At 70.8% G+C, this 18,048-nt stretch carries 17 protein-coding genes; 9 read left to right on the top strand and 8 right to left on the bottom strand.

The features are described from left to right. Positions 1-139: 139 nt before the first annotated feature. From CNX65_RS12045 to CNX65_RS12035, 3 genes are all read left to right on the top strand, one after another. On the top strand, positions 140-2,308 hold the full coding sequence (locus CNX65_RS12045; protein WP_096492865.1) for a PAS domain-containing sensor histidine kinase: 2,169 nt from the start codon (positions 140-142) through the stop codon (positions 2,306-2,308). 146 nt (positions 2,309-2,454) lie between these two features. Next, entirely contained in the window at positions 2,455-2,901 is a 447-nt protein-coding gene (locus tag CNX65_RS12040; RefSeq protein WP_198320460.1) for a MarR family winged helix-turn-helix transcriptional regulator, read from the top strand. Positions 2,902-2,974: 73 nt separating this feature from the next. Beyond that, a complete protein-coding gene (locus CNX65_RS12035; protein ID WP_332553115.1) occupies positions 2,975-3,910 on the top strand; it encodes an NmrA/HSCARG family protein in 936 nt (311 codons plus the stop codon). 489 nt (positions 3,911-4,399) lie between these two features. Here CNX65_RS12035 and CNX65_RS12030 read toward each other — a convergent pair whose 3' ends face one another. The 8 genes from CNX65_RS12030 to flgN all read right to left on the bottom strand — a co-directional run bounded on the left by CNX65_RS12030 (position 4,400) and on the right by flgN (position 12,088). Next, positions 4,400-4,783 (bottom strand): response regulator, encoded by a 384-nt coding sequence (locus CNX65_RS12030; RefSeq protein WP_096492864.1) that lies wholly within the window; start codon positions 4,781-4,783, stop codon positions 4,400-4,402. Next, on the bottom strand, positions 4,780-6,420 hold the full coding sequence (locus CNX65_RS12025) for an ATP-binding protein (protein ID WP_096492863.1): 1,641 nt from the start codon (positions 6,418-6,420) through the stop codon (positions 4,780-4,782). The genes CNX65_RS12030 and CNX65_RS12025 overlap by 4 nt, the downstream gene beginning before the upstream one ends. Before the next feature lie 72 nt (positions 6,421-6,492). Beyond that, complete coding sequence (locus CNX65_RS12020) at positions 6,493-8,184, bottom strand: S8 family serine peptidase (protein ID WP_096492862.1); 1,692 nt, start codon at positions 8,182-8,184, stop codon at positions 6,493-6,495. A gap of 431 nt (positions 8,185-8,615) precedes the next feature. Next, on the bottom strand, positions 8,616-8,843 hold the full coding sequence (locus CNX65_RS38310) for a carbon storage regulator (RefSeq protein WP_425358862.1): 228 nt from the start codon (positions 8,841-8,843) through the stop codon (positions 8,616-8,618). Further along, complete coding sequence (fliW, locus tag CNX65_RS12010; protein WP_096492861.1) at positions 8,830-9,342, bottom strand: flagellar assembly protein FliW; 513 nt, start codon at positions 9,340-9,342, stop codon at positions 8,830-8,832. The genes CNX65_RS38310 and fliW overlap by 14 nt, the downstream gene beginning before the upstream one ends. Next, on the bottom strand, positions 9,339-10,217 hold the full coding sequence (locus tag CNX65_RS12005; RefSeq protein ID WP_096492860.1) for a flagellin N-terminal helical domain-containing protein: 879 nt from the start codon (positions 10,215-10,217) through the stop codon (positions 9,339-9,341). Before CNX65_RS12005 ends, fliW begins: the two co-directional genes overlap by 4 nt. A 6-nt stretch (positions 10,218-10,223) precedes the next feature. Further along, the gene (gene flgK, locus CNX65_RS12000) at positions 10,224-11,603 is read right to left on the bottom strand and encodes a flagellar hook-associated protein FlgK (RefSeq protein ID WP_096492859.1); all 1,380 of its coding nucleotides are present in this window, start codon (positions 11,601-11,603) and stop codon (positions 10,224-10,226) included. A 2-nt stretch (positions 11,604-11,605) separates the two neighbouring features. Further along, positions 11,606-12,088 (bottom strand): flagellar export chaperone FlgN, encoded by a 483-nt coding sequence (gene flgN / locus CNX65_RS11995; RefSeq protein WP_096492858.1) that lies wholly within the window; start codon positions 12,086-12,088, stop codon positions 11,606-11,608. A 235-nt stretch (positions 12,089-12,323) separates the two neighbouring features. Here flgN and CNX65_RS11990 point away from each other — a divergent pair, with 235 nt between their 5' ends. From CNX65_RS11990 to flgB, 6 genes are all read left to right on the top strand, one after another. Continuing rightward, complete coding sequence (locus CNX65_RS11990) at positions 12,324-13,208, top strand: sigma-70 family RNA polymerase sigma factor (RefSeq protein WP_096497738.1); 885 nt, start codon at positions 12,324-12,326, stop codon at positions 13,206-13,208. A 563-nt stretch (positions 13,209-13,771) separates the two neighbouring features. Further along, entirely contained in the window at positions 13,772-14,932 is a 1,161-nt protein-coding gene (locus tag CNX65_RS11985) for a flagellin N-terminal helical domain-containing protein (protein ID WP_096492857.1), read from the top strand. A 142-nt stretch (positions 14,933-15,074) separates the two neighbouring features. Next, positions 15,075-16,367: a flagellar filament capping protein FliD gene (gene fliD, locus CNX65_RS11980; RefSeq protein ID WP_096492856.1), complete on the top strand. Its 1,293-nt coding sequence runs from the start codon at positions 15,075-15,077 to the stop codon at positions 16,365-16,367. A 7-nt stretch (positions 16,368-16,374) separates the two neighbouring features. After that, positions 16,375-16,773: a flagellar export chaperone FliS gene (gene fliS, locus CNX65_RS11975; RefSeq protein ID WP_096492855.1), complete on the top strand. Its 399-nt coding sequence runs from the start codon at positions 16,375-16,377 to the stop codon at positions 16,771-16,773. Beyond that, positions 16,770-17,105, top strand: coding sequence for a hypothetical protein (locus CNX65_RS11970; RefSeq protein WP_096492854.1), 336 nt, complete (start codon positions 16,770-16,772; stop codon positions 17,103-17,105). The genes fliS and CNX65_RS11970 overlap by 4 nt, the downstream gene beginning before the upstream one ends. Before the next feature lie 585 nt (positions 17,106-17,690). After that, positions 17,691-18,047 (top strand): flagellar basal body rod protein FlgB, encoded by a 357-nt coding sequence (flgB, locus tag CNX65_RS11965; RefSeq protein WP_096492853.1) that lies wholly within the window; start codon positions 17,691-17,693, stop codon positions 18,045-18,047. Position 18,048: the final 1 nt, after the last annotated feature.

Here is an 18,048-nt window from a genome sequence, read left to right as displayed (position 1 = left end):
GGCTCCGGGCGTTCGGTGGCGGGTCGGGTGCGCTTGGGACCCCACGGGTGCAGGTGGGGAGCAGGCCTTAAGGCATTCACCCGATCGGCCGACGCCGTGGTCGAGCACGAGAGCAACGACGCGGCGGAAGGAGCGGAACGTGCCCGCGCACATCCTGGATCAGCTGTCCACGACGATCGTCGAGATCACCAGGCGCGACCAGCCCATCACGCGGACCCGCCGCAAGGCGCTGGACTCCCTGCGGTCGCTGCCCGGCATCACCTCCGTCCGCTGGAGCGGCCCGCACGAGGCCGTGGCCGCCGACGGTGACGAGGTGTTCCTGCGGATGCAGCACGGCGGCGCCGTGCTGTCGGGCGAGGGCGTGCACCGGGTCGAGGTGGTGCACGCCGCGGAGGCGATCGTGCGCACCCTGGACGCGGTGCTGGTCAACACCGGCGCCATCGGCGTCGAAGGCGTGCTGGACGGCGAGGAGCCGGGGGCCGCGCGGATCACGACGGACCCGGCCACGCGGATCGTGGAGTTCAGCGACGAGGCGGTCGAGCTGCTGGGGTACCGGCGCGAGGAGGCGGTCGGGAAGCTGATCGTGGACCTGCTGGTGCCCGAGCACGTGCGCGGCGCGTTCGCCGGGCTGGTGAGCGAGCTGGAGGTCGTGTCCGGCGAGGCGACCATGCCGCTGCGGTTCGACCTGCCCGCGCGGTGCGCGGACGGGACCGAGATCGACCTGGACGCGGTGGTGGAGCAGGAGCTGACCCCGGAGCGCGGGTTGGTGACCACGTGCACGCTGCGCAGGATCGACAACAGCACGTGGGGCGCGCCCGAGGCCGGGGGCGGGGAGTTCCACCGGGCGCTGATGAGCCGTTCGCCGGTGCTGGTGCTGGCGCTGGCGGAGGACGGGACGATCAAGTGGGTGTCGGCGCCCGCCGAGACCGGGATCGACGCGCGCGCGCTCGCCGGTGAGCAGATGGCGTCGGCGATGCGGTTCGTGCACCCGGAGGACCGGGACGTGGTCGCCGACGCGGTGCGGCAGGTGTGGCAGATCGGCGGGACCCGGCGCACGTTCGAGGTCCGGATGGGCGCGGCCGGGCGGGCGTGGCGGCTGATGCGGGTGACGCTGCGGAACATGCTGAGCTCGCCGTCGGTGGGCGCGGTGGTGGGGTTCGCGGTGGACGTGACCGAGCGGGGGGCCGCGGAGCGGCGGGCCCGCGAGGAGGCGTTCCGGCTGCGGACGATGGTGAACGTGCTGAACGTGGGCGTGGTGCAGTTCGACGAGCTGGGGCGGGTGGCGCACGCGAACGCGGCTGCGCTGTCGTGGCTGGGGATCGACTTCTCGCCGAGCGCGGTGGCCGGGACGTTGTTGCAGCAGCACCTGCGGCCGATCGGGGCCACCCGGCACCCGGTCGAGCAGATCATCAGCGAGGGGGTGGTCGACGAGGAGATCACCGGGGAGCTGGAGCTGCTCGACGGGCGGGCTGTGGAGTACAGCTACCAGCCGGTGGGGTTGGGGGACGAGCGGGTCGGCGCGCTGCTGGTGATGCAGGACGTGACGGAGCGGGTCGCCGCGCAGCGGGTCCTGGAGCTGTCGAACGAGGAGCTGACCCGGTTGGTCGCGCTGCGGACCGAGTTCGTCTCCTCGATGAGCCACGAGTTGCGGACCCCGCTGACGGTGGTGGCCTCCTCGGCCGCGCTGTTGAAGGAGGAGTCCGAGGATTCGGGCGGGGTGCAGGGGCAGCTCGCGGATGCGATCGAGCGGAACGCCTCGCGGTTGTTGAGCGTGGTTGAGGATCTGGTGGATCTGGCGAGGCTCGAAGGCGGGGCGGTGACCGCGGATCACAGTCCGGCGAACATCACCGCGTTGTTGGGCGGGGTCATGCGGCGGATCGACGACAAGGCCTCGGATCGGGGGGTTCGGTTGGTCGTGTCCTCGGAGGAGGAGGCGGTGACCGTGCTCGGGGATGCGGAGCGGTTGGTGACGATGCTGGACTACGCGTTGTCGGCGGCCATCGGGATCAGCACCGAGGGTGAGTCGGTGACGGTGTCGACGGGGGTTCGGCAGGGGCGGTGGGTGCTGGACGTGCTCGATCCCCGGCCGTTGCAGGCGAGCGGGAGTCGGATGTACTCGGCGATCGCCCGGTTGGGGCGGTGGGGGCGGGCTGATCGGACCGCGGTGTCGACCGGGGTCAGCACGGTGCTGGCTCGGGCCATCGCGGAGTGGCACGGGGGGGCTATTGAGGTTTTTGGGGTTGAGGATGGGACGGTGACCAGGGTTTGGCTGCCGGTGCACGCTGAGGATTGGGATGATTTGGCGTGAGGTGGCGTGAGGTGGCGTGAGGTGAGGTGGCGTGAGGTGGCGTTGGGTCGCCTTGCGGTTGGTGGTGCGGCGGAAGCCCCTGGCTGGATGGCCGGGGGTTTTTGGCGTTTGGAGGGGGGTGGCGTCGGTAGGCTGGGGGTTGGGTGGTGAGCAAGGGGGTGGTGGGTGTGGGGTACGGGGACAAGCTCTTCTGGCTCTCGGTCCTGATCCAGCGGAGGTACGCGCAGATCTGCGCCGAGCACGACCTGACCCCCACGCAGGCCACGTTGTTGTGCGCGATCAGGAACGAGCCTCGGCGGATGACGTACCTCGCCGCCTCGCTGGGGATGACCAAGAACGCGTTGAGCCAGCTGGTCGATCGGACCGAGCGGCGTGGCCTGGTCAGCCGGGTGGGGTCGGAGGAGGATCGGCGGGTGATCCTGCTCGGTGTGACGGCCGCGGGGAAGGTGCTGGCCGAGGCGGTGTTCGCGGAGACGGTCACGCGGTTGCCCGAGGTCGCGGAGAACCTGGACGCGGATGGGCGGCGCGATCTTGAGCGTCTTGCCGCCGCCATCGTGGAAGCGGCTGACGTTCCGGCTTCCGCCCTGTCCTGAGTTGGGGTGCGGTGCTCCAGGGCGCCCCCTTGCCAGAATTAGGTTCATGGTGTGAACTAATGTTGTTCACGGCATGAACCGGTTGGGGTTCGTGGCACGGGGTGACGAGGGGTGGCGGGACGACATGGTCACGCGGGAGAACGGCGCGATCGCGGTCTTCGGGGGGACTGGGCAGCAGGGCGGGGCGGTGGTTGACGCGCTGCTGGCTCGGGGGGCGCGGGTGCGGGCCCTGGTTCGCGATGCCGGGTCTGATCGGGCTCGGGCGCTGGGCGCCAGGGGGGTTGAGCTGGTGAGCGTGCGGATCGACGAGCCGGGGTCGGTGGTCGCCGCGTTGGAGGGGGTTGAGGCGTTCTACTTCATGACCCCTGAGGCGAACAGCCTCGAGGAGGTCGAGGAGGAGGTGCGGGTGGGCACCGTGCTGGTTGACGCGGCGGTTGCGGCGCGTGTGCCGCACGTGGTGTTCAACTCGGTGTTCGGGGCGGACGGGGAGACGGGGGTGCCGCACCACGACTCGAAGCACCGGATCGAGGAGCACCTCAAGCGGTCCGGGGTGAGGGCGACGATGGTTCGGCCGGCTGCCTTCATGGAGAACTTCGCGACCGTGATGGCGCCGAGCGTGGAGGAGGGGGTTGTCGTGCTGAGGCTGCCGCTTCCGGACGACGTCGCGTTGAAGATGGTTTCGGTCAAGGACATCGGGTTGGTCGCCGCGGCGATCCTGGTTGGTGCGGTGGATGTGGCCGGTGGGGGTGTTGAGGTTGTTGGTGACGAGTTGACGGGGGCGCAGATGGCCGCCGCGTTCGGTGCGCGTGCCGGGTTGCCGTCGCGGTACGAGGCGCTGCCGTTGAGCGTTCTGGGGAACGAGCTGGACAGGGTGATGTTCCGGCAGTTCGCGGAGGGGGGCGGGGAGGGGGGCGGGGAGGCGGCGGATATTGGGGCGGTGCGGGCGATCGAGCCGGGTGTGCAGGACTTGGCGGCGTGGATCCGGTCGAGTGGGTGGGGCGAGAGGTGAGGGGCAAGAGCAAGAGCTGAAGGGCACGATCAAGAGCTGAAGAGCCACAAGCACGCCTCGCCGGCGAGGCAGACCTCCAAAAAAGAGGGGGACGGGCTCTGCCGGCCGGTGACCGTTGGTCTTGTGGTCCGGTTGTACCCCTGCGGTGGTCCGGGTCCCTCTTTCCCGTGTGGCCTCCTTTCAGGCAAGCACGCTCGTCAAGACGCCGTATGACTCGGGCGGTCTGCCGTGGCGGTGCGGCGGCGTCTTGACAAGCGTGCTCGGGCTTCGCCAGGCCAAACGGGAAAGAGGGACGCGGGTGGGTGTGCTGCGGGCTCGCTTCGCTCGCCCCGCAGCCCGCGAAGCGGTCAACCCGTGAAGTCGCCGGGCTGCGAGGCGGTCGGGCTGCAAGGCGGTCGGGCGGTCGGGCTGCTGCTGGTCTGGTCGCGGGTGTGCGAGAGCCCCGGCCACCTTTGGTGGTCGGGGCTCTCGCGGGGCGGGGAGCTGGGGTCAGGTAGGTGTCACCAGGGTTCTGGTCAGGGTGCGCAGGGCTGCCACTCCGAAGGGCTTCGCCATCACGGCGTCCGCGTCCGCCAGGACTGCCGCGTGGTCGCCTGAGCCGCTGGCCACCACGAAAGCGCAGGTCGTGGCCAGGCCCATGGTGCGGAGCCTGGCGATGACCTCGCCGCCGCACAGGTCGGGCAGGCCCAGGTCCACGTAGGCGACCTTCGGGGTGAAGCCTGCCTCCACCAGGGCGAAGGCCGCGGCGGCGCTGTCGGCCAGGCGGACCTCGCAGCCCAGTTTGACCAGGACCCTGCGGTAGACCTCCCGGATGTCCGGGTCGTCCTCCACCACCAGGACCGGGGCGCCCTCCAGCTCCGCGGGGGTCGTCATCTCGGGTCGCCCGCCAGGACTTGCGCGCGGTGGCCCTCCACCGCCGCGTGGACCTTCGACATCAGCTCCGCCTCCGAGAACGGCTTCTCCACCAGGACCACACCGGGGTTCAGGGTGCCCTGGGAGGTCAGGACCGGCTGGGCGTAGCCGGACATGTACACGACCGCGACACCGGGGCGGACCAGGGTGACGCGTTCGCCCAGTTCCTTGCCGAGCATCCCCGGCATGACCACGTCGGTGAGGACGAGGTCGATGTGGCCGTCGTGGTCGTGGGCTGTGCGCAGGGCGGCCATGCCGTTCGGGGCGGTGATGACGTCGTAGCCGTTGCGCTCCAGCAGTCTGCGGGTGACCTCGCGGAGGGCCACCTGGTCCTCCACGAGGAGGATGGTGCCGCCCTCGCCGCCGTCCCGGAGGAGCTCGGGGCCGTCGTCCTCCTCGGGGGACTCGGCCTCGGTGACCGGCAGCAGGACGGAGGCGGTGGTGCCCAGGCCGGGCTGCGAGTAGAGCTGCACGTCGCCGCCCGCCTGCTGGACGATGCCGTAGACGGTGGCCAGGCCCAGGCCGGTGCCCTCGCCCTTGGGCTTGGTGGTGAAGAAGGGCTCGAAGATGCGTTCGAGGACGTCGTCGGTGATGCCCTCGCCGGTGTCGCTGACGCGCAGGCGGACGTACTCGCCCGGCTTGAGCTGGGGGCGCTGGGCGACGGTGACCGGGTCCAGCTCGATCATGCCGGTGTCGACGGTGAGGCTGCCGCCGCCGGGCATCGCGTCGCGGGCGTTGATGACGAGGTTGAGGAGGACGTTCTCGATCTGGCCGGGGTCGGCGAAAGCGCGTTTGACCTCGTGGTCCAGTTCGATGTCCAGGGCGATGTGCTCGCCTATGGTGCGGCGGAGCATGGGCTCCACGCCCGCCACGACGCAGTTGACGTTGAACGGGCGGGCCCTGACCACCTCGCGGCGGCCGAAGACGAGGAGTTGCCTGGTCAGCTGGGCGGCTCGTTCCACGGCCCTGCGGACCTGGATGAGGTCCTCGAGAACGGGGGTCCAGTGCTCGCCGTCGCCCTCGGCGGCCTCGGCCAGCTCCTCTTCCACGAACGTCGTGTAGTTGAGCATGACGCCGAGCAGGTTGTTGAAGTCGTGAGCCACGCCGCCCGCGAGCTGGCCCAGGCTCTCCAGGCGCTCGGCCTGGTTGCGGCGGGCCAGGGCGCGGTCGTCGATGGCGGCGCGCTTGCGCTCCTGGTCCTCCAGTTCGCTGAGCCGCTGCTCGATGTCGCGCACGGTCAGCAGGGCCATCAGCTCGCCGTCGGCCACGACGACGCAGGCGCTCACCTCCACCTGGAACGTGGCGCCGTTGCTGCGGCGGGCGTGCAGGCGGATGGTCTCCGGCATCTGACCTGCCAGCAGCAGGCTCACGAAGTCGCCCCGCTGCCAGCGCAGGAGCTCGCGCGTGGCCTCGGGGGCGAAGTCGGTGGCGCTGCGGCCGATGACCTGGTCCTCGGCGTAGCCGAAGACCGCGAGCATCCGGGGGTTGACCAGCACCACGTCACCGGTCAGGCGCACGACCGCGGCCGGGTCCGGGGACAGGTCCACGCAGGTGCGCAGCGAGGCGAGGTCGGTCTGGACCACCGCGTTCTGGATCATGGCTGCCGCTCTCCGGGCTGGTGCGGCGGAAGCCGCGCCCCCGGTGTGGGGGCGCGGCTGCCGCTTCGGTGGTCAGAAGGTCAGCGACCAGGAGTCGAGCGTTCCGGTGGAAGCCGGGCGCAGGACGTCGAGGATCCGGAGCCGCCACGAGCCGGAGGCGGCCTCACCGGAGGCGTCGACCTTGTAGGTGGTGTTCAGGTTCGCCGCGGTGTCGTTGGAGTTGAGGTTCGCCAGGCGGTACGCGCGGCCGGACGGGCCGAGCAGGTCGATCTGCAGGTCGCCGCGGCTGGGGTGCTTGATCGCCACGGTGACGGACAGGGCGGACGGCGCGCTGCCCGTCAGGCCCGAGACGGTGATGGCGCTGGCCACCGACCGGCTCTGCGGGATGACCACGTCCGCGCCGTTGGTGAAGACCTTCGCCGACGGGGTGGTCGGGGTGGTGGTCACCGGCGGGGTGGTGGGCGTGGTCGTGGTGGGCGGCGGGGTGGTCGTGGTGGCCTGCGGGGCGAACAGCAGGCGGTTCGGCGAGCCGGTCATCGGGTTCTTGACCGCGTTCGGCGTGGCCGAGGAGACGATCTTGGACTCGACCTGGGCCGGGGACAGCGACGGGGTGGCCGACAGCAGCAGGGCCGCGACGCCCGCGACGTGCGGGGCCGCCATCGAGGTGCCGCTGTAGCTGGCGGTGGAGGTGTCGCCGGAGGCGGTGTCGGACACGATGGACACGCCGGGCGCGAAGACGTCCACGCAGGTGCCGTAGTTGGAGAACGACGCCTTGGTGTCGGTGCGGTCGGTCGCGCCGACCACGACGGCCTCGCCGACCCTGGCGGGCGAGACGGAGCAGGCGTCCTTCGGGTTGCCCTGGGCGTCGCCGTTGCCCGCGGCCACCACGTAGGTGACGCCGGAGGCGACGGAGGCGCGGACGGCCTGGTCGATGGCGGAGTTGACGCCGCCGGACAGGCTCAGGTTCGCGACGGCGGGCTTGACCGCGTTGCGGGTGATCCAGTTGAGGCCGTTGACGACCTGCTCGCTGGTGCCCGAGCCCTGGCAGTTGAGCACGCGCACGCCGACCAGCTTGACCTGCTTGGCCACGCCGTAGGTCGTGCCGCCGATGGTGCCCGCGACGTGCGTGCCGTGGCCGTTGCAGTCCTGGCCGTTGCGGCCGTCGCCCACGGCGTCGTAGCCGATGGTGGCCCGGCCGCCGAAGTCGGTGTGGCTGGTGCGGATGCCGGTGTCCACGACGTACGCGGTCACGTTCGCGGCGGTGTTCGGGTAGGTGTACTTGCCGTCCAGCGGCAGCGCGCGCTGGTCGAGGCGGTCAAGGCCCCAGGCGGCGCCGGTCTGGGTGCCGCTGGTGGTCACCTCGGTGACCGGCTCGACGAAGGACACGCGGGCGTCGGCGGCCAGGCGCCTGGCCTGGCGCTCGGTGCCCTCGAACGAGAAGCCCTGCAGCGCGTCGGACCAGGTGACGCGCACACGTCCGCCGAAGCGGGTGACCAGCTTGCTGCCGACCGACCAGGACGCCTCGGGGCTGTCCTTGAGGACGACCAGGTAGCGGTTGCTGACGACCTTCGCGCCGGGGACGGCGCGGATCTCGCCCTCGGCGTCGGCGGCGCCCGCCGCGCCCGCGGAGGCGAGCAGGCCCACCCCGGTGACGACGGCGATGGCGGACGCGGTGGCGCGCTTGCGCCACCTGGTGGACCGGGCGTCCGTGCCCGGCGCCGGGCGGGAAGCCCGGTCGGCCCACTCCCGGTGAGATGCGCTCACGGGAACTCCTCACTCAGAGAGGTCGCACGCGCGCCTCCTGCGCCACGTGCTCTACGAGCGAGGAGTACGGAAGCGATCTCACCTACTTGAGTGAGTTACAGGCTTTTTTTCACTCCTTCGTGGGAAAGCTTAAGAACGTTGCGTATCAAGTGCCACCTTGGTGGTAATTCAGTTGTCCACGAATGGACATTGTGGACTCACCAGGTGCTGTTGCGTTCGCGATCGGTTGCGCCCCAGGGGTTTCGGGTGAGACCCGGAGCACGACCGGAGAGCGGGAGGAGAGGAGAGCGGGGAAGGAGGGGAGAGCGGCGGCGGCGCGGGGTGGGCGCGCGAGGGGGCGCGGGTACGGCGAAGGGCCGCCGTTGGGTCACGGCGGCCCCTCGTCCAGCGTCGTCGTCGCTCCGGTGGAGCCGCTCCTCCCGGTCGGGAGGTCAGCCCGCCCCGCCCTCCGGCGGAGGAGGTGGTGGCGAGCCGAGGAGCTGGTCCAGGTCCGGTTCCGGCGCCCCCGGCTTGAGGGCGGCCTGCTCGTTGGCGATGCGCAGCGCCCGGTACAGCTCGTCCCGGTGCACCGCCACCGAGCGGGGGGCCTGGATGCCCACCCGCACGACGTTGCCCTGGACGTCGAGCACGGTCACGGTGACGTCGTCACCGATCCGCAAGCTCTCCCCCGCCCGTCGCGTCAGCACTAGCATTCTGCGGTCTTCCTCCCGCGTTGGGGGCCGGCACGTCACGCGCCAGCGGTGCGCGCGTGGGCAGATCATCCGCCTGGACGACCTGGACCGCACGCCTGCTCCGCTGGTCGACCACGATCGGCGCCAGCAGGTTCGCCGTCGCACCGGCCGCCTTGTCACCCGCGGTGACCACCAGCAGCGGCAGCAGGTTGTCCGCCTCGCGGGTGCCCAGCTGGTCCAGCGCCTCCTCGCCCACGACCGGCGCGTAGTCCGGGAAGAACGGGGCGGGCGGGACGACCAGGAACCTGAGACCGGGGTCGTCCGCCGAGCGCAGGGCGTAGAGCAGCCCCTCCTCGTGCAGCGACACCAGCACGAAGGTCCGGTGGTGCGGGAACCCTGGAAGCGGCGTGACGAACTCGATGGTCGGCAGCTGTTCGTCCACTGTGGTGCTCGTGGTCCTCGCTCCCCTCTCCAGGACGGCGGTCATCGCAGGAAGTCCAGGAGCGAGGGCTGCACGATGCGCGCGGTCGCGGCGAGGGACGCCTCGTAGGCGACCGTCTGGGTCTGGAGCTCCACGACCGCGGCTGCCACGTCCACGTCCTCGATCTGGGACAGCCTGGCCGACAGCGTCACGACTTGGGCCTGCCCCGCGTCGTCCGCCGCCGACAGCTGACCGTATCGGGTGCCGATGCCGGTGACGGCCGTGTTGACCGTCTTGATCCCGGAATCCAACCGATCGAGATCGGCGGACAACCCGGCCGGGTTGCTCCGCATGTTGCCCGCGATCGACTCCAGGACCTTGAAGACCTGGTTGCTGCCCGTGCCGAAGGTGTCGGCGGGGACGTCGACGCGCACCTGGGTGCCGTTGGCGATGCGGCGCATGACCTGGCCGTCGTCGCCGAGGTAGCTGCCGTCCGAGGCGAAGGCCTGGCCACCGGCCGTGGTGCCGCCGAAGACCGGGCGGTCGAGGTAGGTGGTGTTGGCCAGGCCGATCATCGACGTGCGGATGGCGTCGATCTCGGCCGCGATGGCCTCGCGGGAGTCCTGGCTCTGCGCGGACTTGCCCTGGAGCACCAGGTCGCGGGCCCGCAGCAGCAGGTCGCTGGTGGAGGAGAGCGCGGTCTCGGCGGCGCCGAGGCGGGCCTGGCCGTCGACGGCGCTGCGCGAGTACGCGCCGCGCTCGGCGATCTCGGTGCGCAGCTGCATCGCCGAGACGGTGTCGGTGGGGCCGTCGGAGGGCTTGGTGAGCTGCCTGCCGCTGGAGATGGCCTCGCGGAGCTGGTCCATCTTGTTCTGGTTGCGCTGCAGGCTCGACAGGATGCCCGTCGACATGGAGCGCTCGGTCACGCGGGAGATGTTCACCGGGGACTACCTCCCGGTCCGGTTGATGAGGGTGTCCAGCATCGAGTCGACGGCGCTCATGACGCGCGCGGCGGCCTCGTAGCTGCGCTGGTAGGTCAGCATCGAGGTGAGCTCCTCGTCCAGGTTGACGCCCGCGGAGGACTGGCGGGCGGCGTCGACCTGCGCGGTGATGGAGGCCTGGGTCGCGGAGCGGCTCGCGGCGGTCTGGACCGCCATGCCGATCTTCACGACGGTCTGCCGGTAGGCGGCGTCCGGGCCGGTGGCCGAGCGGGCCAGCGCGGAGATCGCGTCGGCGTTGCTGCCGTCGAGGGCGCGGGTGGCGCTCGACGAGGTGGCGACCTGGTCGCCGCCGGTGAGGGCGACCTTGATGGTGGCGGCGGTGGTGCCGCTGAAGAAGTCGCCGCCCGCGGCGCCGGTCGGGGTGAACCCGGCCCGGTGCAGCTGGTTGACGCCGGTGGCGAGCTTGGAGGCGACCTGGTCCAGCTGGGCCAGGTAGTCGGGCATGATCGTGGTCAGGCCCTCCAGCAGCGCGCCGCCGGAACCGCCGGTGAGCGGGGCGGCGCTGGCGTCGTCGCTCCAGCGCACGGTGGCCGGGTCGCCCGCGGCGCCGGTGAGCGTGGCCGAGCCGGTGAGGGTCAGCGAGCGGGCGGTGGAGCCGGAGACCAGGGAGACCCCGCCCAGCTGCACGTCCAGCGAGCCGTCCGCGCCGGTGGAGGTGGTGCCGCCGGTCAGCTCGACCAGGCGCAGCGCGAGCTGGTCGCGCTGGTCCAGCAGCTCGTTGGCGGGCAGGCCGTGCTGCTTGGCCTGGACGACCGCGGTGTTGAGGTCGGCGAGCCTGCGGGCGCCGGTGTTGATCTCGCTGAGGGTGCTGTCCAGCCTGCCCCTGGTGTCGGTGTACTCGCCACCGAGGGTCTGCGCCAGGTTGTTGAGCCGGTCGGCGACCACGCCGGAGGAGACGACGAGCTGGTTGCGGACCGCGCTGTCGCCGGGGTTGTCGGCGGTGTCGGTCCAGGACTTCCACATGCCGGTCAGCTGGGCCTGCAGGCCGTTGTCGCTCGGCTCGTCGAACAGTCCCTCGGTCGTGGAGAGGATTTCCTCGCGACCGTCCAGGTAGGCCTGCTTGGAGTGCTCGGTGCGTCCACGAGCCTCCAGGAAGGCGTCAGCCATGCGGGTGACGCCGGTGACCTCGACGCTGCCCGCCGTGGCGGGCGGGGTGGCGTAGAAGGCCGCGTTCGCGGTTCCCCCGACCGCGGCGGTCTCCACCCGCTGGCGCGAGTAGCCCTCGGTGCGGGCGTTCGCGATGTTCTGGCCCGCGACCTCAAGGCCGCGCCTGGCGGCCTGCATCCCGCCGAGGGCGCTGGTGATCCCCGAGAAGGTGCTGCTCATGCTCAGACCGCCTCGTCCACGAGTCGGGACATCGGCACGCCGGAGGCGGTGGAGCCGTCGGCGCGGTAGAGGCCGCTGGCGCCGCCCGCGAAGCGCAGCGCCTCGTTGACCGCGCGCTGGCCCGCCGTGAGCTGCTCCTTGTTGGAGCGCGTGATGGCGTCGATCTCGGCCGCGATGGCGACGAGCCCCTTGCGGTGCTCGGTGAACACCTCCCGCCAGCTGTCCGGGACCGCGTCGGCCAGTTCGGCGAGACTCGCGCCGGGCCGCACCCCCAGTTCAGCGGCCAGCTCGTCGGTCTCGATGGTGCGCAGCAGCTCGGTGCGCTGGACCTGCTCCAGGACCAGCTCGGCCTCGCGGGTGGCAGCCCCGAGCCACCTCGTGCGACCGGCGGCGAGCACCAGGCTCTCCACCTCCAGCTTGTACAGCAGCATGGTCAGCAGCTCTCGCTGCCGCCAGAGAATCGTGGATGTCTCCGACAGGCCCATCTCTAGTCCTCGTCCCTGACCTGGTCCGTCAGCAGGTCTTGCACCCGGCAACGGCAGGGCGCTCGGGCACCTGAGGTTTTTGCCCCTGTGACTCGAAAAATCCGCAACCGATAGGCAACCGAAGCAACAACCGGGCTGCTCACCCGAGCGCCGGAATCTTCTCCCTGTCACCGGGACGACGGCTCCCGGACCACCGGGAACAGACGGCTCCCGGACGAGGACCTCGGGAGTGGACATGATGGTTCAGGAGCAGGCGACGCAGGCGGTCAAGTCGGTTCGCACCGCCGCGGAGGCCGAGGAGCTCATCGTCAAGCACCTCCCGCTGGTGGGCCACCTGGTCCGCGAGGTCCTGGCGCGGGTGCCGGTCCACGTCCGCCGCGAGGAGCTCATGTCGGCCGGGAACCTGGCGCTGGTCGCCGCGGCCAAGAGCTTCGACGACTCGCGCGGCGCCCCCTTCGCCGCCTTCGCGGTGGTCCGCGTCCGCGGCGCCCTGATGGACGAGCTGCGCGGCCAGGACTGGGCGAGCCGCTCGGTCCGCGTGAAGGCCCGCAAGATGAACGCCGTCCAGGACGAGTTCGTCTCCAAGCACGGCCGCACCCCCACCACCGCCGAGATCGCCGAGCTGATGGAGGTGGAGACCCGCGAGGTCACCGCCGTCCAGGACGACGTCCAGCGCTCGGCGCTGCTGAGCCTGCAGGGCTTCACCGGCGGCGTGCTGGAGGAGGTCGTGCCCGAGCGGCAGCCCGGCCCGGAGGAGACCCTGCTCGGCCGCGAGCGCATCGGCTACCTGCACTCGGCGATCGACGCGCTGCCGGACCGCCTGCGCACCGTGGTGCGCGGCTACTTCTTCGAGGAGCGGCCGATGGCCGAGATCGCGGAGGAGCTGGGCGTGCACGAGTCCCGCGTGTCGCAGCTGCGCGCCGAGGCGATCGCGCTGCTGCGCGACGGCCTGAACTCGCAGCTGGACCCGGAGCGCCTGCCCGAGCCCGCCCGCCCCGACGGGTGCGCCGCGCGCCGCAAGGCCGCTTACTACGCGTCGGTCGCCGCGCAGGGCACCATGCGCAGCAGGCTGAGCCACACCAGCTCGCTGGGCGTCCCGGTCATCGCGAAGACCGCCTGATCCAGGCGCTCTCCACGAAGGCCGGGCCCGCCTGGGCCCGTGCGCAAGGCCGCCAGGCATCGGCGCCCGGCATTGCTCCTCTTTTCTCCTGCCGCACAGCGCTTTTCCCGTCTGCCCCCGGTCGTCGCCCGCAGTGGTGACACCCGTTGGGACGCCCTTCCGGCGCAGACGTCCACTGGGGACACTCCCGGTGTCGACGACGCCCGTTGAAGCGCTCTCTTTGGTGGCAAACGGTTCCACCGGGTGAGGACTCCCCGGTTCAGACGCCCTCCGCGCCGCGAACGCCCCCCTGGGGCCGGTTCCAGCGCGGGCGTCCCCCAGAGCCCGCCCTTCCCCTCGAAGGGCGACGCCCGCCCAGGCGGGCAGCAGGAGCCCGTTCACGCGGGTCGCAGGACCCCGTTCACGCGGGGCGCACCACGGCACCACCAGCAGGTTCAGACCCGGCAAGGCCTGATCCGAAAGAAAGTTCCACCAAAACCTCATACGGACCCAGGCCGGGCCGATTGCATGTTTGCCGGGCCACGGAAGGCCCGCAAGGGACTCGATTCACGGAGGAAATCACAATGAGTCTTCGCATCAACTCCAACATCGCGGCGATGAACGCCTACCGCAACCTCTCGGTGAACGACAAGCAGATGGCCGGCAGCCTGGAGAAGCTGTCGTCCGGCCTGCGGATCAACCGGGCGGCGGACGACGCGGCGGGTCTGTCCATCAGCCAGGGCCTCACCTCTCAGATCGGTGGCCTGAAGGTCGCTGCGCGCAACGCGCAGGACGGCGTCAACGTCGTCCAGACCGCGGACGGCGCCCTGAACGAGTCGGCTGAGATCCTGCAGCGCATGCGTGACCTCGCTGTCCAGGCCTCGAACGGTGGGTCCCAGGACACGAACGCGCGTGCCGCCGCGCAGACCGAGTTCGGCCAGCTGCAGAAGGAGCTCGACCGCATCGCCAAGACCACCTCCTTCGGTGGTCAGAAGCTGCTGGACACGGCGGGCACCGCTTACACCGGTACCTTCCAGGTCGGCGCCAACAACACCGCCGACGACCAGATCCAGGTCAACCTGGACGCCACGGTCTTCGGCAGCTCCGGCGGCACCAAGTCGAGCTACACCGTGTCGGGCGGTAACTACACCTCCGCCAACCTCGACACCAAGACGATCACCGCGACGCAGGGCGCCACGACCGCCACGGTCACGCTGGCCACGCCGGCTGACCTGGACGCCGTGGTCTCCCAGCTGAACGCTGACGGCACCTTCTCGGCCGGCTTCACCGCCAGCAAGGACGGCGGTGAGCTGAAGATCGAGTCGAAGACCAACGGCGCGACCGCGGTCACCCTCACGGGTACCTCGGGCCTGACCGGTGCCGGCACCAACGGCACCGCGGGCGCGACCGGCTTCGACTCCGCGGGCCTCGGCGTGGGCACCGCCGTCAAGGTGGACACCACCGCCAACGCCCAGTCCGCGATCGACTCGATCGACAGCGCCATCAAGGGGCTGTCGACCGCGCGGGCCCAGCTCGGTGCGTACCAGAACCGGTTCGAGCACACCATCAACAACATCAACGTCCAGGTGGAGAACCTGTCCGCGTCCAAGTCGAACATCACCGACACGGACATGGCGCAGGAGATGGTCAAGTTCACCCGGTCGCAGATCCTGTCGCAGGCTGGCACCGCCATGCTCGCGCAGGCCAACCAGGCGCCGCAGAACGTCCTGCAGCTCCTGAGGTGATAGACCGGACCTCGGAGGGGGCATCTCCCCGATCTGCCCCCTCCGAGGTCCGCCTCCCCTCCCCCGGACTTCCCCGGCCCGCCCCACCACCGGGAAACCGGTAGTGCCGGGCCCCCGAGCCCGAGGAAGGACCTGACTTCCCATGGCCGCTGTAGACGGACTCGTCACCGGTCTGGACACCACCTCGATCATCTCGCAGCTGATGCAGATCGAGGCGGCGCCCAAGACCCGGTTGCAGAGCCAGGTCAGCGCGCAGCAGAAGGTGCAGACCGCCTACCAGGCGCTCAACGCCCGGATGCTCGCGGTCAAGAGCGCCGCGGAGGCGCTGAGCGGCGACTCCACGTGGCAGGCCCTCAAGGCCTCCAGCTCCAGCGACGCCGCGGTGGCCACGGCCACCGGCAACTCGGCGGTCGCGGGCAGCATCACCTTCAGCATCACCTCGCTGGCCAAGGCGCACGTCGCCACGGCGCAGGTGCCCGAGTCCGGCGGCGCGACCAAGGGCTCCGGCCTGGAGCTCACGGTCGGCGGCAAGACCACGCACGTGGACGTCACCGACGACACTGCGGCGGGTGTCGCCGAGGCGGTCAACAAGGCCGGGCTCGGCGTCCGGGCCACGGTCATCACGACCACGACCGGCCAGCGGGTGCAGTTCTCCTCCGCCAAGACGGGCGCCGAGCAGGCGTTCACCGTCGCGGGCATGGCCAACGACCCGACCGTGCTGTCCCAGGGCAGCGACGCGACGATCACCGTCGGCGACCCGGCCACCACCGGGTACAAGCTCACCAGCGCGGACAACAACTTCACCTCGGTGCTGCCGGGCGTGACCGTGCGGGCCACGAAGGTGCAGAACGACGTCACCGTCACCAGCACCGTGGACAGCTCCGGCATCGGCGACAAGGTCGCAGCGCTGGTCAACGCGGTCAACTCCGCGATCAGCACGGCCAAGGGCTACGACACGTACGACGCGGCCAGCAAGACCGCGGGCCCGCTGAACGGGGACACCCTCGCGCGCGGCATCCGCAGCAGCCTGCTGACCACGGTCTCCGGCGGCGGCACCTCCTTCGGCACGATGAGCGCCTTCGGCGTCGCGCTCGGCACCAACGGGCAGCTGACGTTCGACAAGGCCAAGTTCGTCGCGGCCTTCGAGGCCGACCCGGAGAAGGTGCGCACGGCCGTCACGGACGGGCTGGTCAAGCCGTACAAGAAGATCGGCGAGGACACCTCGAACTCGACCACGGGCTCGCTGACGGTCGCCGTGCAGGGCGGGGACACCACCCTGCGCAGGCTGAACACGGCGATCTCCGAGTGGGACACGAAGCTGGCGTCCAAGAAGGTCTCGCTGCAGAAGTACTACTCCACGCTGGAAACGTCCATGAGCAAGTTGAACCAGCAGGCTTCCTGGCTCTCGGGCCAGTTGGCTGGCCTGTCGAGCTGAGGGTGAGATGCGGAACACGTCCCTGCGGGACAGGTACCTGGACGACTCGGTGAGCACCGCTTCACCAGGGCACCTGCTCGTCATGCTGTACGACCGGTTGTGCCTGGACCTCGGGCGCGGCGCCACCGCGATGCGGGCGGGCGACCGGGCCGGGGCCTCCGAGCTGGTCGTGCACGCGCAGGACATCCTGCTCGAACTGCGCGGCTCGCTCCAGCAGGGGGTGTGGGAGGGCAGCGGTCAGCTGTCCGACCTGTACAGCTTCCTGATCTCCGAGCTGATCCGGGCCAACACCGGCCAGGACCCCGACAAGGTGCAGGCGTGCCTCGTGGTGGTCGAACCGCTGCGGGACGCCTGGCGCGAGGCGGTGCACGGCATCCCCGCCCCGGACGCGGCGCGCGCCGGATGACCGGCCGCGACCCCTCCGGCTGGCTCGTCGCATGGAGCGCGGCGCTGGACCGGCTGGAGGAGGACGTCGCGGAGGCGGAGGCGCTGCTGAGGGACGAGCGCAGGATGCGCGAGCTCCCCCCGGCGACCCCGTGGAGCCCCCCGGAGGGGCTGGGGCCGCTGCCGATCGAGCTGCGGCCCAGGGCCGACGAGGTCCTGAACCGGCAGCTGGTGGTGGCCTCGAAGATGGCGCGGGCGCTGAGCGGGACCGCCCGCCACGCCGCGGTGCTGGACCGGGTCGAGAGCGGCAGCATGGGCGCCCCCCGGCCGGCGTACGTGGACTGCGCGCTGTGAGCCCCACGACCGGGTGACACCGGGAGCGGGCCTGCGCGGTGAGACGGTGCGAGAGACGAAGACTTCGCTACGGCGGCACCCCGGCCGCCTATGCGAAAACCCTGCGCGGGAGCGGAGCCGTCCTGCGACCGCGCAGACCCGATAAGCCCCCGTCAGCGGCCTCCTCGCCCGCTGACGGGGGCTTTCGGCCGTTCCGGGGGCCCTTGAGGCACTCCAGGGGCTTCTCAGGCATCCAGGACGCCTCTCGGGCCCCTGGGGCGCCGAGGCGGATTTCGGCCGCCTGCGGGCTTTTCAGGGGCCCTTTTCGCGCAACCGAAGAGCACCTGTCCGGCGATCGCGCGGCAACCGCGCCCCGGTTGACTTGTGCTCGACGGCTTCCGGGGAATCACCCGTCAGGTGCTTTCCACCCGACACGTTCACCCTTTCGAATTAATACCTGTGAACGCGCTGTGACCTGCGGAATTTCTCCCGGAAAAGTTCACGGTCGGCCCTCACCCGCCGATCACAGAAACTAGAGCACGGATTGCTCGCATCTCCACCGCCACGGATCGGCACCCTCCAGCTACGGCATAGGGAGCACGAGCCGTGTTCGACGACCTCGCGACGACGAGCGTGCGTGCCGCGTTGACCGGTCTGGCGATGCGCCAGCGAGTGTCCGCGAACAACATCGCCAACGTCCAGACGCCAGGGTTCATCGCCAGCAAGGTCAACTTCGAGGAGTCGCTGGGCGAGGCGGTGCGGTCCGGTGAGGGCTCCGCCGCGGTCCGCGGGACCAGGCCGGTCATCAGCGACAGCGTCAACGCCGCCCGCCAGGACGGCAACAACGTCAACATCGACGAGGAGACGGTCTCCGCCACGGACACCAACCTCCGCTACCAGCTGATGCTCCGGGCGCTGGACAACAAGTACAGCGGTTTCTCGGCCGTCCTGAAGGCGGTCTGAG

It is taken from the genome of Actinosynnema pretiosum (assembly GCF_002354875.1).
Classification (GTDB): Bacteria; Actinomycetota; Actinomycetes; order Mycobacteriales; family Pseudonocardiaceae; genus Actinosynnema; species Actinosynnema auranticum.
Note: the sequence above shows the minus strand (reverse complement) of the source record. Positions and strands in the feature narration are given on the sequence as shown.